This is a genomic window from Pseudomonas sp. HOU2 (assembly GCF_040729435.1).
GTDB lineage: Bacteria > Pseudomonadota > Gammaproteobacteria > Pseudomonadales > Pseudomonadaceae > Aquipseudomonas.
In genome coordinates, this window is the sequence record NZ_CP160398.1 from 147710 (window position 1) to 162794 (window position 15085).

Below are 15085 nucleotides of genomic sequence, written 5' to 3' on the forward strand. Positions count from 1 at the left end.
TCATACCCGCAATCTAAGCCAGATCCACCAAGACGATTTCGCTGTCTTCCAGCGCCGTCACCGTGAGCACCGACTCATGCTCGACGGCAACGCCATCGCGAGCTTGTGCGCGCAAGCCATTGACTTCAATCAGACCGGTGGCGGGTACCAGATACGCTCGACGTCCGGCATCCAGCTGATATTCAGCTGTTTCTCCGGCCTTGAGATTGGCCGCGACCAAACGCGCATCACCGCGAATGCGCAGGCTCTGGTCGTCGCCATCCTTGCCGCTGGCCAGGGTCACGAAGCCTTCGCGCTGGCCTTTGGGGAAAGGTTTGGCACCCCATGAAGGTGGCGCGCCAGTTTCCGTCGGCAAAATCCAGATCTGGAAAATTCGCGTTTCTTTGTCTTCCAGGTTGTATTCGCTGTGAGCGATGCCGGTACCGGCGCTCATGACCTGCACGTCGCCGGCTTCAGTGCGTCCCTTGTTGCCAAGGTTGTCCTGGTGGGTAATCGCACCTTCACGCACGTAGGTGATGATTTCCATGTCGCGGTGCGGGTGCAGCGGGAAACCGGTGCCGGCGGCGATCACGTCATCGTTCCACACCCGCAGATTGCCCCAGTTCATGCGTTGCGGGTCGTAGTATTCGGCGAACGAAAAGTGGTGATGGGCATCCAACCAGCCGTGATGAGCGCCGCCCAGCGTGTTGAAAGGTCTGAGTTCAAGCATGATCGTCTCCTCAAAAGGTTCGTCATGGGGCGTAACGCCAGAGCCACGAAGCGAGACCGTCGGTTAATGACGGGCATCATTCATCAGTCAACCATCGAGAAAAAGCGTAAAAAGTGCGGCATTCTCATCGAATTCGTTGATGGGAAACCGGCTCGAAACGATCTCACCCAACTTTCAGTTCATCGCCTAAACCAATGACCTGTAAGCATTTCGCTAGAACTCATGGGCAAATAAAGACACCATAGCCCCAACAGCCTCACACACTGGAGCCCCTCAGCGTGGCGCAACACACTCTTGATCTTCCTCCCGAACTTCGTCCATTGGCCGAAATGCCTTGGTTCAAGCGGCTGGCCGCGCGCTTCTTCGGCCATGGCCTGACGCGTTTGCGCGCCCAGCACCGTGCCTCTTGGCTACACGGCCAGGCTGACGGTTTTCGCAGCGGCCACACTGCGGGTGTGGAGTACGGTTTCAAGGAGGGAAAACTTGAAGGGCTGGAGGAAGGTCGCCAGGTTCTATTGATTCGCGACAGCCGCAGCACCGAGCATCGTCCGCCGAGCGTCGATAATCATCTGTTCGACGACTGGCGCCTGCCACTCAGTGCCGAGCTGAAGAAACGCATGAAAGCCGACGTAGCGCGCCTGCTGCCCGCGCATGCCCAGCCAAGCCTCGCACAATGGAAGATGATCTTCAGCGACACTCCCTCGACTTCGGTGATCGCCGGGGCCGGGGCAGGCAAGTCGACCACGCTGGTGCTGCGTATCCTGTTGCTCACGCATTATCTGGGCTTTGAGCTGGATTCGATGACCGTGGTGACCTTCACTCGTGAGTCGCGCAAGGATTTCATCAATAAGCTGATCGAGATGTTCGCGCTGTGGGGCCAACCGTTAAGCCTGAAACAGGCGCGGGAACTGGTGCGCACCTTTCACTCACGCATTTTGCCGATGGTCCGCAGCCTGCCGGGGTTCGAGCGCTTGCAGGCTTTTGAAAATCTCAGCAATCGGCCACAAGGTGCTGACGAAGAGGTCGACAGCAACCCGTTCGATCTGCGCATCAACGATGCCCAACGCCAGCAGCTCAACGCTTGCTACCACCGGTTATTCAATGATGACGAACGTTTCCGCCAGTTGATTCAGCCATTGGCCAAGGCGGGTTTGCAGCTCAAGGAACTGGAGCGCGATCATCCTGACGTGCAAAAGCGCGTAGCAGTGACCGAGCTGGCGGCCAAGCGCGACGAGGAACTGTGCGACGCCATCGAAGACCTTTGGTTTCGTGCCGGTGCCTGGCCGATCAAAGGCATCGAACCCAGCCGCCAGACCTTCGAGATCAATGGGTCGACCTTTCACTGCCATGGCTATATTCCCAGCCTCGATGCCTGGGTGGTACTCGGCTTCGATCCCCGGGAAAACCCGCAAATCTGCCGTCCCAACGCCAAACTCAGCGTGCGCGCTGAATGGGCTGTGAAGCGCACCCTGTTTCAAGCTTTCTGTCGCAAGCCATTGATTTGGCTGGACACATACGAGGCATCAAAGCGGGTTTTGTCGACATTGGCCGGTGACGCAAGCGCCGGGCCGGGGTTTGATTACAAGGTCAAAGGCGAGTTGGCTTCAGCGCCGCTACTGGACTGTTTTGTCGCGGCGGCCGGCTTTATCGAAAACCTTGGGCTGGACGTGCCGGATGCCGTCGGCCGCATGAGTTTTGCCAAAGACGATCCCGACCGGTTTTTCTTCGAAGCGCTGAGCCTGTTCTGGCGTGCCCTTGAAGATCATCTGCTCGATCAGAAGCCGCCAGTGATGACCTACAACCGCATGTTTGCGCTGTTCAGCGAACATTCGCCGGAGAATCTCAAGCTGCTCAGCAATGAGCTGCTGCGACCGATGTCGCACCTGATGATTGACGAGTTTCAGGACGTATCGCCGCAGATCGTTTCGTGGATTCGCGCCAGCCTGACGGAAATCCGCAGTCGCGGCCCGGCCATGCACGTCGGGCGGGGCGCGCAACGTTCGTCGTTGCTGTGCGTCGGTGACGACTGGCAATCGATCTACGGCTGGCGCGGCAGTTCGCCGAGTTACTTCATGGAGTTCAACAAGGAATTCCCGTCACCGAGCACTACACGGGTGATGCTCAGCGACAACTATCGCAGCCATCAGCACATCATCGATGCTGCGGAACACATCGTCCGCGCTGCGCCGGCAATTCCCGGGAAGAAGGCCAAGGCCAGCGGTGCCCCCAAGGCATTGCAGCCAGTCAATGTGCTGGAACGCGATGATCAGGCTTTGGGGCAGCGCCTGGCTGAACATTACAATCGCGGCGATTCAATCTTGATGCTTTATCGAAAAAGCAGTGATAAATCATTGATTGAGCAGCATATTCAGCCTGTAGTTAATGTTGATTCGAGTTTGCCGTACGAGGCTCGTCGCCTGAAGCAATTGACCTTCCACAGTGCCAAAGGTCTGCAAGCCGATGCGGTGTTTCTGCTGGGTGATTGCCAGCATCTGACCAGTTCGCCGTACAAGAACCAGGTGTATCGCATGGCTGGCCTGGGCAAGGCTGGCGACAGCGAGCCTTATGACTCGGCGCAGAAGGACGAGATCCTGCGGCTGGCCTACGTTGGCATCACACGGGCGGTCAGTCATTGCTACTGGTATGTCGAGCCGCAGGACACCCAGGCAGTCAACATGCCCAGAGCGTCTGACCGCGTAGCCCAAGGCAAGGCGTTCTTCGTCGATCAGCGAAAACAGCCGCAAACCGCATAACACGCACGCGCAAAAAAGCCCGCCTAAATTGGCGGGCTTTTTTATTAAAAACAGCAGGTTAAGCGTAACTCCTGAAGGATTCCGGAGGAATGAAAGCCTCCAGTTCATCTTCCACCGCTTCGATAATGCGCTCGACATCCGCCGCGTTCATCACCGTGGCACACGGAATGCCCGCGATGGCGATCATGGTTTCGCCGCTGGCACGATCAAACAGACGAGCAATCATGCTGCCCGGTGCATCCATCGTCGCTTCGAAACCCATGGGATGAAAATGCCAGCGCATCAGCTGGCACGCGTTAGGGAACGTGACTTTACTGGAACCTTTATTCATGTGTTGCCCGCCTTCTTCATCGAGCGCTTCCGTTTGCTCATGTTAGGTGGGAAGAGCCTTCATTGGCTCAACCGGTCAGTGAGGTTAAAAGTAGCATCCGCATGTGAATTTTCCGTGAGATTTTTCAGTTCATTTTGCGATTGCTTCGCATTTTTTGATGTAAGTCACGCCTTGAACAGTCATCGCCAAAAGGCCACTACGGTTTGCTCGTTGATCGTTTCGACGAAGTTGGGCAAGCTCGACTCTTTTGCGCAGAGCCCTTTATGCACGCCGACGATGACGGCCCAGAACAGACCCCGGCCACGGCTGCCACGGTCATGCGCTATCACCTGAGCTGGAAACACCGCGATCTGGACAGCGTCATGGCGCTGTATCACCCGGACGTCCAGTACAACGATTTCTTCCAGAACCGGATCCTCGGCCTCGACGAATTGCGCGAGTACGTGCGCGTGAGCATGCCGCGAGAATCCGACGAAGCGCTGGAGCATTGCGACCGGATTCGCGTGGATGGCAACACCGCCTTCATTCAGTACGAAGTGACCCTGCGCGGCGGCGACGGGCTGGTGTCGTTCCGTTCCAGCGAAGCGATCACGGTCAAGGACGGATTGATCTGGCGGGTCAACGAATACGCTTCGCTGGTTCGCGCACAAACCAATGGCGCCGCCGCACCGAGTGAGCGCCCGGCGGTGAGTCGCCTGGGGCTGTCACCGCGCCAGATCAGTTTCATGGCCGAAGACCTGCAGCAGTACTTCGAACGCCAGCAACCGTATCTCGACCCGGAACTGGACCTGCAACGGGTGGCAAAGGAGTGCGGATACAGCCGCAATCAGATTTCCTACCTGCTCAATCAGGTGCTGGGTCAGAGCTTTTACCGCTACGTCAATCAGGCGCGCCTGCAGCACTTGCTCAAGTCGCTGGATCAGGCCACGCCACCGCTGCGTATCGACGAACTGGCGTTTGCCGCCGGTTTCAACTCGCTGTCAGCGTTCTACAGTTGTTTCCGCCAACACACCGGTCAGTCGCCGAAGGCCTACGCCAAACAAATTTCTTTGCGGGCACGCGCGCAAGACAGTCATTGAAGTCACGCACTAGGATCGACGCCATCGAAGGTTTTCAGTGGCGGAGTCTTGCATGCCGGCGTGGCGCACTATCAGTTTGTGGATGGATCAACTCGACGAGCCGCTCACCGCGCGGCCGGCGCTGGAGCAGGATCTGGATGTCGACGTGGCCATCATCGGCGCCGGTTACACCGGGCTGTGGACCGCGTACTACCTGAAAAAACTCGCTCCGGGTCTGGATATCGCCATCGTCGAGGCGCAAACCGCCGGATTCGGTGCGTCCGGGCGCAATGGCGGCTGGCTGATGGGCAACCTGCTGGGCGAGGATCGACTGCTCGCCGGGCTCTCTCCAGAACAACGTCGCGCCTCGTTTGATCTGCTGCACAGCATCCCGGATGAAGTGGAAGTTGTCCTCGAACGTGAGGGTATCCACTGCGATTACCGCAAGGGCGGGGTGCTGTACTGCGCCGCCCGCTACCCGGAGCAGGAAGCCAGCCTGCGCGAATACCTCGACAAACTGCACGCCCAGGGTCTGACCGACAACGATTACCGCTGGCTGAGCCCCGAGCAACTGGCGCAACAGATTCGCGTGGCGAAACCCTACGGCGGCATCTATGCACCGCACGTGGCGACCATTCACCCGGCGAAACTGGTGCGCGGTCTGGCGCGTACCGTGCAGAACATGGGCGTGAAGATCTACGAAAACAGCCCCGTAACGCATTGGCAGTCCGGCAGTTTGCGCACGGCCAGGGCCAGTGTGCGCAGTCGCTGGATCGTGCCGGCGGTCGAAGGCTATTCGGTCACGCTGCCACCGTTGGGTCGCTATCAGTTGCCGGTGCAAAGCCTGATTGTCGCCACCGAACCGTTGTCGGCAGCGACCTGGGATGAAATCGGCCTCAACCGTGGCCAGGCGTTCAGCGAGTTCAGCCGTCAGGTCACCTATGGCCAGCGCAGTGCCGACAACCGTCTGATCTTCGGTGCCCGCGGCGGTTATCAGTTCGCCGGCAAGTTGCGCCATAACTTCGATCTGACCCGAGATGAAGTCGAGCTGCGGCGTTATCTGTTCGGCGAACTGTTCCCGCAACTGAAAAACGTGCAGATCACCCACGCCTGGGGCGGTAACCTCGGCATGTCGCGGCACTTCAAGCCGCACATGCTCTGCGATCGCGCCAATGGCATCGCGCTGTCCGGCGGCTATGGCGGGGAGGGTGTGGGGGCCAGCAATCTCGGCGGTCGCACCCTGGCCGATCTGATTCTTGAGCGTGATACCGAACTGGTGCACCAGCCGTGGGTGCTGCCGGACGGCGGGATCCATGCGCTGCGCGCCTGGGAACCGGAGCCGTGCCGCTGGCTCGGTTACAACGCGATCATCAAAAGTTTTGTCCACGAAGACCAGACCCTGGCCAATCCGGCCAGCGCACCGTGGCGGCGCAAGCTGGCCAGTCAGGTCGCGGGCTTCATGGAAGGTTTCATGCACTAACCGCCGTTTTCTTCACAAGACAGGTCTCACCATGAGCATTACGCAGTTCAAGAACACCGCCAGCCTGCAACTGGATGAATCCAACCCGGTCGCCGCGCCAATCGGCGAGCCGGTCGCGATTGCCTCGACCACCAGCGTCGAGCGCGATGACGGCGTCGAAACCGGCGTCTGGGAATGCACCCCGGGGCGCTGGCGCCGGCAGATCACCGCGCAGGAGTTCTGCCATTTCATTTCCGGGCGTTGCACGTTCACCCCCGACGACGGCAGCGAAACCCTGCACATACAAGGTGGCGACGCACTGATGTTGCCGGCCAACACGCTCGGCATCTGGGATATCCAGGAGACCGTGCGCAAGACCTACGTCCTTATTTTCTGATTGTTTGATCCTTTGATTGCCTGCCAACAAAAATAGCCACTACAGGAATCACCTCATGATCCAGAAAACCCTCGCTCTGGCGCCGCTGCTGCTGGTCGCCTCTATCAGTCATGCCGCCGAAACGGTGAAGATTTACAACTGGTCCGACTACATCGCGCCGGACACTACGAAAAACTTCCAGAAAGACACCGGCATCGGCGTCACCTATGACGTCTACGACAGCAACGAAACCCTCGACGGCAAGTTGATGACCGGCAAATCCGGTTATGACGTGGTGTTCCCTTCCAACCACTTCATGGCCCGGCAGATCCAGGGCGGGGCGCTGAAGAAGCTCGACAAGAGCCAGTTACCGAACTGGAAGAACCTCAACCCGGTATTGCTCAAGGCCTTGCAGGTCAACGACCCGAACAACGAGCACGGCTTTCCGTATCTGTGGGGCAGCACCGGCATCGGCTACAACGTCGCCAAGGTCAAAGCGGTGCTGGGTGATAACGCGCCAGTGGATTCCTGGGACCTGATCTTCAAGCCCGAATACATGGAAAAACTGCAGAAGTGCGGCGTGGCGATTCTCGATAACGGCCCGGAACTGCTGCCGGCAGCGCTGAATTACCTGGGCTTGCCGCCGCACAGCAAGAACCCCGAGGACTACAAGAAAGCCGAAGCACTGCTGATGAAAGTGCGCCCTTATGTCAGTTACTTCCATTCCTCGAAGTACACCAGCGACCTGGCCAATGGCGATATCTGCGTGGCGGTCGGTTTTTCCGGTGACATCCTGCAAGCGGAAAACCGCGCCAAGGAGGCGAAGAACGGTATCGACATCGGCTATGCGATTCCCAAGGAAGGCGCCGCCATCTGGTTCGACATGGTCGCCATGCCCGCCGATGCACCGGACGAGAAGGCCGGTTACGCGTTCATGAACTACCTGCTGCGCCCGGACGTGATGGCCGGTATCAGCAATTACGTGCACTACGCCAATGGCAACCAACAGGCCGATGGCCTGATCGATCCGGCAATCAAGGGTGACACCAAGGTCTATCCGAGCCCGGAGATGATGGGCAAGCTGTTTGCGCTGGAGGCCATGCCGCTGAACATTGACCGGATCCGCACGCGGGTGTGGAACAAGATTCGCACCGGTAGCTGAGCCAACCCCAAACCCTGTAGGAGCTGCCGCAGGCTGCGATCTTTTGATCTTGAAACCCCAAAGATCGCAGCCTCGTTCCACTCGACAGCTCCTACAGGAATAGGGGATCAGGCCTTATTAAATAGTTGATATCAATACACTGGCATCGCACTAATAGAGTGCAGGAAAGTGAGACGTACCCATCAAAAAGCAACTTACCAATATTTAATATTTAAATAGAAAATCGTCAGACAATTGGGCGATGCCTAATCCGTTAAAACAATCTTTTGACCCCGCAGGCTTTGTTTACGGCAGTTTTGCGCAACAGTGCAATTTGATCTCAAAAAAACGCTAGACGACAGATTTCAAATTGTGTCAGGTTTCTTACGCCTTCATTGGGCGAGTGATAGGACGATCTCGCCAGGGATTGTCGCTATCTGACAAAAACTGTTCCATTGCTAAACAAGGAAGTGTGTTTATGTCGAAAGTAAAAGCTAATGCTGTTGATATCACCGCAGACACATTCGTGCCTGTCGGCGCAGCGCAATCTCTGGCTGCGACCAGCTCTGCCTGGAACCAGATCAACAGCTTCAGCCATCAATACGATCGTGGCGGCAACCTCACGGTCAATGGCAAACCCTCCTTCTCGGTGGATCAAGCCGCCACTCAACTGTTGCGCGACGGTGCCTCCTGGCACGACCTCGACAACAGCGGCAAGATCGAACTGACCTACACCTTTCTGACCGCCAAAACCGCTAACTTCAGCGGCCTCGGCGTCACCGGTTTCAGTCAGTTCAGTGCCCTGCAGAAGGCCCAGGCCGTGCTCGCCATGCAATCCTGGGCGGATGTCGCCAACGTTACGTTCACCGAAGCATCCCGCGGTGGCGACGGTCACATGACCTTCGGCAACTACAGCGGCGGCCAGGAAGGCGCGGCGGCGTTTGCGTTCCTGCCAGGCACCGAGCCAGGCTATGACGGTCAGTCCTGGTACCTGACCGGCAGTGGCTACGACGTCAACAAAACCCCGGGTCTGAACAATTACGGGCGTCAAACCCTGACCCATGAAATCGGCCACACCCTGGGCCTGTCTCACCCTGGCGACTACAACGCCGGCGAAGGCAACCCGACTTACAAGGATGCTTCCTACGGGCAAGACACCCGCGGTTACAGCCTTATGAGTTACTGGAGTGAAAGCAACACCGCCCAGAACTTCAGTAAGGGCGGTGTGGAAGCCTATGCCTCCGGCCCGCTGATGGATGACATCGCAGCGATCCAGAAGCTGTACGGCGCCAACCTGAACACCCGTGCCGGTGACACCACCTACGGCTTCAACTCCAACGCCGGGCGCGATTTCCTCAGCGCCTCGTCGTCGAGCGACAAGCTGGTGTTCTCGGTGTGGGATGCGGGCGGCAAGGACACCTTCGACTTCTCGGGTTTCACCCAGAATCAGAAGATCAACCTTAACGAAGCCTCGTTCTCCGACGTTGGCGGCATGATCGGTAACGTGTCCATTGCCAAGGGCGTGACCATCGAGAACGCCATCGGCGGTTCGGGCAACGACCTGCTGATCGGTAACAGTGCGTCCAACGAGCTGAAGGGCGGTGCCGGCAACGACATCATCTACGGCGCCGGTGGTGCGGACAAACTGTGGGGCGGTTCGGGTTCGGACACCTTCGTGTTCGCGTCCAGCTCCGACTCCAAGCCGGGTGCGGTCGATCAGATCCTCGATTTCGTCAGCGGTCTGGACAAAATCGACCTGAGCGCCATCACCAATGGTTCCGGCCTGCACTTTGTCAGCAGCTTCACCGGTTCGGCCGGCGACGCGATCCTGACCTCGTCGGGTGGTAACAGCCTGTTGTCGGTGGACTTCTCCGGGCACGGCGTGGCGGACTTCCAGGTCAGCACCGTGGGCCAGGCAGCGACCAGCGACATCGTGGCGTGATGTGAAACAGGGAAGCGGCGCTTGATGCGCCGCTTTCTTTACTTGCATCGTCTTGGCCGCTGGGCAAGGCTACGGGCCGGAGCGAATTTTCTGATGATCTATAAAGCTTTTACCTACAAGGCAATGGCGTGGCTTTCGGCGGCGCTGATCATGATTTCTGGAGAAACAACCATGGCAAGCAGCCTCAGACTTGAAGATCCATCGGTGTTTGCCGGGCAATGGCAGGCCGTATTGACTGCAACGGACGACGCCCCGCAGGCGCAGGCATTACAGGACAAGCCGTCGAACACCTGCCTGATTGACCTTGAACCGAACCAGACGCTGGGCAAGGGCGCCGAATGCCTGGGGGCATGGCTTGAGCAAGCGCCGATTGGCTGGTTCCCTGATCCGGACGGCCTGTCGATTACCGGCAAGGAAGGTTCAAGAATCCAGTTCTTCAGCCGACAACGTGATGGGCTTTATCTGAGCACTTTGAAGTCGGGGCTGGTGATTACGCTCACGCGCCATACGCCACAACCGTGAACAGCGGGACCGACTGAGCAGTTGAATATAAGGTTTGATGTTGCAGTTATAAGCAACAGTTCAATGCAACGAATGGCGTTTGAAATGTTGAAAGTTGTTATTGAAGTGTAAATGCAAGTTGCAAGAACCCGTCCGATCTGCGCACGGATAATTATTGGAAGCGTCTCGCCAAAGAATGGCGGGGAAATTATTGCAGGAATAATCAATGAAGATGGCGAAGGCCCCAGCCACCGCTCCCTTATTCAAGGCTTTGGGTGACTATAAAAGCATTCTGATCAGCGTCGGGTGCTTTACCGCACTGATTAACGTGCTGATGCTGGTGCCCTCGATTTATATGCTGCAGGTCTACGACCGCGTGTTGTCTTCGCAGAACGAAACCACCCTGGCCATGTTGTCGTTGATGGTCGTCGGGTTCTTCGCGTTCATCGGCATGCTGGAAGTGGTGCGCAGTTTCATCGTGATCCGCATCGGCAGCCAACTGGAGCGCCGCTTCAACCTGCGGGTGTATCAGGCGGCGTTCGAACGCAACCTGTTCAAGGGCGAGGGCAACGCCGGGCAATCGCTGGGCGACCTGACCCACATTCGGCAATTCGTCACCGGGCCGGCCCTGTTCGCGTTTTTCGACGCACCGTGGTTCCCGGTCTATCTGTTTGTCATTTACCTGTTCAACGTCTGGCTGGGCGTGCTCGCCACGGCCGGGGCGCTGCTGCTGATCGCTTTGGCATGCCTCAACGAATACATGACCAAGAAACCACTGGGCGAAGCTGCCGGTTACTCGCAGAAGTCCAGCCAACTGGCGACCAGCCACCTGCACAATGCCGAAACCATTCAGGCCATGGGCATGCTCGGCGCGCTGCGCAAGCGCTGGTTCGGTGTGCACTCGCGGTTCCTCGGCCTGCAGAATCAGGCCAGCGACACCGGCGCGGTGATCAGCTCGATCAGTAAAACCCTGCGCCTGTGCCTGCAATCGCTGGTGCTGGGCCTCGGTGCGTTGCTGGTGATCAAGGGCGACATGACCGCCGGGATGATGATCGCCGGTTCGATCCTGATGGGCCGCGTGCTGAGTCCGATCGACCAGTTGATCGCCGTGTGGAAGCAGTGGAGCGGGGCGAAGCTGGCCTACCGTCGTCTGGATTCGCTGCTGCAGGCGTTCCCGCCGAGTGACGACGCCATGGCGCTGCCGGCGCCAAAAGGCCAGATTGCCTTTGAGCAAGTCAGTGCCGGCCCTCCGGGGCAACGCGCGGCGACCCTGCACATGGTCAACTTCGCGATTGGCGCGGGCGAAGTGCTGGGCGTGCTCGGTGCTTCCGGTTCCGGCAAGTCGACCCTGGCCCGGGTGCTCGTCGGCGTGTGGCCGACCCTCGGCGGCACGGTGCGCCTGGACGGTGCGGACATCCATCGCTGGAACCGCGACGAGCTCGGCCCGTACATCGGCTACCTGCCTCAGGACATCGAACTGTTCAGCGGCAGCATTGCCGAGAACATCGCCCGTTTCAGCGAAGCCAACCCGGAAAAAGTCGTGGCCGCCGCGCAACAGGCCGGCGTGCACGAGATGATTCTGCGGATGCCACAAGGCTACGACACGCAACTGGGCGAGGACGGCAGTGGTCTGTCCGGCGGCCAGAAGCAGCGCGTCGCGTTGGCGCGCGCCATGTATGGCGATCCGAGCCTGGTGGTGCTTGATGAGCCGAACTCCAACCTCGACACCGTCGGTGAAGCCGCGCTGGCCAGCGCCATCGCCCAGCTCAAAGCCAAGGGCACCACCGTGGTGCTGGTCACGCACCGTTCTTCGGTATTGGCCCAGGCCGACAAGTTGCTGGTGCTCAACGACGGACGTTTGCAGGCCTTCGGCAACAGTCAGGATGTACTCAAGGCGCTGTCCGGCGCCCAGGAACAACAACGGGAAAAATCTGCGCAGGCACCGGGCGGGCTCAGCATGAGCCGGCAGTACCAGCCCACGACAAGGAATTCGGGTGTATGAGCAGCGCCAGCATGAACACTGAAAACGAAGCCTCCATGGAACACGCGTACGTCACCGAGCGCCCGGAGCGCGATGCGAAATTCTTCGCCCGCATGGGCTGGATTCTGGCCATCGTCGGCGCCGGCAGTTTCTTTACTTGGGCCGCACTGGCGCCGCTGGATCAAGGCATCCCGGTGCAGGGCACCGTGGTGGTGTCGGGCAAGCGCAAGGCTGTGCAGTCAATGAGCGCCGGCGTGGTCAGCCGGATTCTGGTGCGCGAAGGCGAGATCGTGAAGCAGGGCCAGCCGCTGTTCCGCCTCGATCAGACTCAGGTCGCGGCCGACGTGCAGTCGCTGCAAGCCCAGTACCGCATGGCCTGGGCCAGCCTCGCGCGCTGGCAGGCGGAGCGCGATAACCTCAAGCAGGTGACCTTTCCGGCCGAGTTGAGCAACGACCCGGATCCGCGTCTGGCGCTGGTCCTTGAAGGCCAGCGTCAACTGTTCAGCAGCCGTCGCGAAGCGTTCTACCGCGAGCAGGCCGGTCTGCGTGCCAGCATCGAAGGTGCCACCGCGCAACTGGCGGGCATGCGCCGCGCCCGCACCGACCTCAACGCCCAGGCCGACTCGCTGCAACAGCAACTGAGCAACCTGCAGCCGCTGGCGGACAATGGCTACATCCCGCGTAACCGCTTGATGGAATACCAGCGTCAGCTGTCGCAAGTGCAGCAGCAACTGGCGGAAAACACCGGTGAAAGCGGCCGGGTGGAGCAGGGCATTCTCGAATCGCGCTTGAAGCTGCAACAGCATGGTGAGGAATATCAGAAGGAAGTGCGCACCCAACTGGCCGACGCGCAGCTCAAAAGCGTGACCTTGTCGGAGCAACTGACCTCGGCCGGTTTCGACCTGCAACACAGCGAGATCCTCGCCACCGCCGACGGCGTGGCGGTCAACCTCGGCGTGCACACCGAAGGCGCCGTGGTGCGTCAAGGCGAAACCCTGCTGGAGATCGTCCCGCAAGGCACCACCCTGGAAGTCGAAGGGCACTTGCCGATCAACCTGATCGACAAGGTCGGCACGCATCTGCCGGTCGATATCCTGTTCACCGCGTTCAACCAGAGCAAGACCCCGCGTGTACCGGGTGAGGTCAGCCTGATTTCCGCCGACCAGATGGTCGACGAGAAAACCGGCGTGCCGTACTACGTGTTGCGCAGCAGCGTCAGTGATCAGGCGATGGAAAAGCTCCACGGCCTGGTGATCAAGCCCGGTATGCCGGCGGAAATGTTCGTGCGCACGGGCGAACGTTCACTGCTCAACTACCTGTTCAAACCGCTGCTCGATCGGGCCGGCTCCGCGTTGACCGAAGAATAAGGATGTTCGGCTGTATGAATAAGCTTTCGATGTTGGGAGCAGCGTTCGCGCTGCTCGCAGGAAACAGCGCGCTGGCGGCCATGGGGCCATTCGAAGTCTACGAACAGGCATTGCGCAACGATCCGGTGTTCCTCGGCGCGATCAAGGAGCGCGACGCGGGCCTGGAAAACCGCCTCATCGGCCGTGCCGGGCTGTTGCCGAGACTGGGCTACAACTACAACCGCGGTCACAACACCTCGAAGGCCACGCAACTGACCGCTCGCGGCAACCTGACCGAAGACCGCAACTACAACAGCTATGGCTCGACCCTGACCTTGCAGCAACCGTTGCTCGACTACGAAGCCTACGCGGCGTATCGCAAAGGCGTGGCGCAGTCGCTGTTCGCCGACGAGGCGTTTCGCGGCAAGAGTCAGGAGCTGCTGGTACGGGTGCTGGACAACTACACCAAAGCCTTGTTCGCTCAGGATCAGATTGACATCGCCCAGGCCAAGAAGAAGGCTTACGAGCAGCAGTTCCAGCAGAACGAACACATGTTCAAACAGGGCGAGGGCACGCGCACCGACATTCTGGAAGCCGAGTCGCGCTACGAACTGGCGACCGCCGAAGAGATCGAGGCGCGCAACGAGCAGGACGCCGCGCTACGTGAACTGGGGGCGCTGGTCGGCGTGCAGACGGTGGACATCAGCGAACTGGCGCCACTGGATCAGAATTTTCAGACCTTCGCCCTGATGCCGGCCAACTACGACACCTGGCATGAGCTGGCGATCAGCAACAACCCCAATCTGGCGTCGCAGCGTCAGGCGGTGGAAGTGGCCAAGTACGAAGTCGAGCGCAACCGCGCCGGGCACCTGCCGAAAGTCAGTGCCTATGCGTCGATCCGCAAGACAGAATCGGACAGCGGCAACACCTATAACCAGCGCTACGACACCAACACCATCGGCTTTGAAGTCAACGTGCCGCTGTATGCCGGTGGCGGGGTGTCGGCCTCGACGCGTCAGGCCAGCCGCACCATGGAGCAAGCGGAATACGAGCTCGATGGCAAGACCCGCGAGACGCTGATCGAACTGCGTCGCCAGTTCAGCGCCTGCCTGTCGGGCGTCAACAAACTGCGCGCCTACCAGAAGGCGCTGGCCTCGGCTGAGGCATTGGTGGTGTCGACCAAGCAAAGCATTCTCGGTGGTGAACGGACCAACCTCGATGCGCTGAACGCCGAACAGCAACTGTTTACCACCCGCCGCGATCTGGCCCAAGCGCGCTACGACTACTTGATGGCCTGGACCAAGCTGCATTACTACGCGGGGACGTTGAACGAACAGGATCTGGCACGGGTGGATGAGGCGTTCGGACAAGGCCCGAAAAGCAACTCGCGTTAATGCTTGGCACCGAACCTGTGGCGAGGGAGCTTGCTCCCGCTTGAGTGCGTAGCGCTCACAAGATTTTGGGCTGCTGCGCAGCCAGCGGGAGCAA

The 15085-nt window shown here is 59.3% G+C and carries 12 protein-coding genes; 10 read left to right on the top strand and 2 right to left on the bottom strand.

All coding sequences use genetic code 11. From position 1 onward, the window contains the following. Positions 1-13 precede the first annotated feature (13 nt). The gene (locus tag ABV589_RS00710) at positions 14-709 is read right to left on the bottom strand and encodes a pirin family protein (RefSeq protein WP_123586423.1); all 696 of its coding nucleotides are present in this window, start codon (positions 707-709) and stop codon (positions 14-16) included. 278 nt (positions 710-987) lie between these two features. Between ABV589_RS00710 and ABV589_RS00715 the strand changes: the two genes are divergently transcribed. Next, positions 988-3462 (top strand): UvrD-helicase domain-containing protein, encoded by a 2475-nt coding sequence (locus ABV589_RS00715; RefSeq protein WP_367084471.1) that lies wholly within the window; start codon positions 988-990, stop codon positions 3460-3462. Positions 3463-3520: 58 nt separating this feature from the next. Here the strand turns inward: ABV589_RS00715 and ABV589_RS00720 are convergent, their stop codons facing one another. Further along, positions 3521-3793, bottom strand: coding sequence for a DUF1652 domain-containing protein (locus ABV589_RS00720; protein WP_007963535.1), 273 nt, complete (start codon positions 3791-3793; stop codon positions 3521-3523). A 263-nt stretch (positions 3794-4056) separates the two neighbouring features. Here ABV589_RS00720 and ABV589_RS00725 point away from each other — a divergent pair, with 263 nt between their 5' ends. The 9 genes from ABV589_RS00725 (at position 4057) to ABV589_RS00765 (ending at position 14991) form a co-directional block, all read left to right on the top strand. Further along, positions 4057-4872 (top strand): AraC family transcriptional regulator, encoded by an 816-nt coding sequence (locus tag ABV589_RS00725; protein WP_007963532.1) that lies wholly within the window; start codon positions 4057-4059, stop codon positions 4870-4872. Positions 4873-4924: 52 nt separating this feature from the next. Beyond that, on the top strand, positions 4925-6331 hold the full coding sequence (locus ABV589_RS00730) for an FAD-dependent oxidoreductase (protein ID WP_367084472.1): 1407 nt from the start codon (positions 4925-4927) through the stop codon (positions 6329-6331). 31 nt (positions 6332-6362) lie between these two features. Beyond that, positions 6363-6707, top strand: coding sequence for a cupin domain-containing protein (locus ABV589_RS00735; protein WP_367084473.1), 345 nt, complete (start codon positions 6363-6365; stop codon positions 6705-6707). A gap of 55 nt (positions 6708-6762) precedes the next feature. Beyond that, a complete protein-coding gene (locus tag ABV589_RS00740) occupies positions 6763-7848 on the top strand; it encodes a polyamine ABC transporter substrate-binding protein (protein ID WP_367084474.1) in 1086 nt (361 codons plus the stop codon). A 457-nt stretch (positions 7849-8305) separates the two neighbouring features. Next, on the top strand, positions 8306-9769 hold the full coding sequence (locus ABV589_RS00745; RefSeq protein WP_367084475.1) for a serralysin family metalloprotease: 1464 nt from the start codon (positions 8306-8308) through the stop codon (positions 9767-9769). 93 nt (positions 9770-9862) lie between these two features. Beyond that, the gene (locus ABV589_RS00750; RefSeq protein WP_367086237.1) at positions 9863-10291 is read left to right on the top strand and encodes an AprI/Inh family metalloprotease inhibitor; all 429 of its coding nucleotides are present in this window, start codon (positions 9863-9865) and stop codon (positions 10289-10291) included. 205 nt (positions 10292-10496) lie between these two features. After that, entirely contained in the window at positions 10497-12272 is a 1776-nt protein-coding gene (locus tag ABV589_RS00755; RefSeq protein ID WP_007963526.1) for a type I secretion system permease/ATPase, read from the top strand. Further along, the gene (locus ABV589_RS00760; RefSeq protein ID WP_007963525.1) at positions 12269-13618 is read left to right on the top strand and encodes an HlyD family type I secretion periplasmic adaptor subunit; all 1350 of its coding nucleotides are present in this window, start codon (positions 12269-12271) and stop codon (positions 13616-13618) included. The genes ABV589_RS00755 and ABV589_RS00760 overlap by 4 nt, the downstream gene beginning before the upstream one ends. A gap of 2 nt (positions 13619-13620) precedes the next feature. After that, positions 13621-14991 (top strand): TolC family outer membrane protein, encoded by a 1371-nt coding sequence (locus ABV589_RS00765; RefSeq protein ID WP_045122086.1) that lies wholly within the window; start codon positions 13621-13623, stop codon positions 14989-14991. Positions 14992-15085 lie beyond the last annotated feature (94 nt).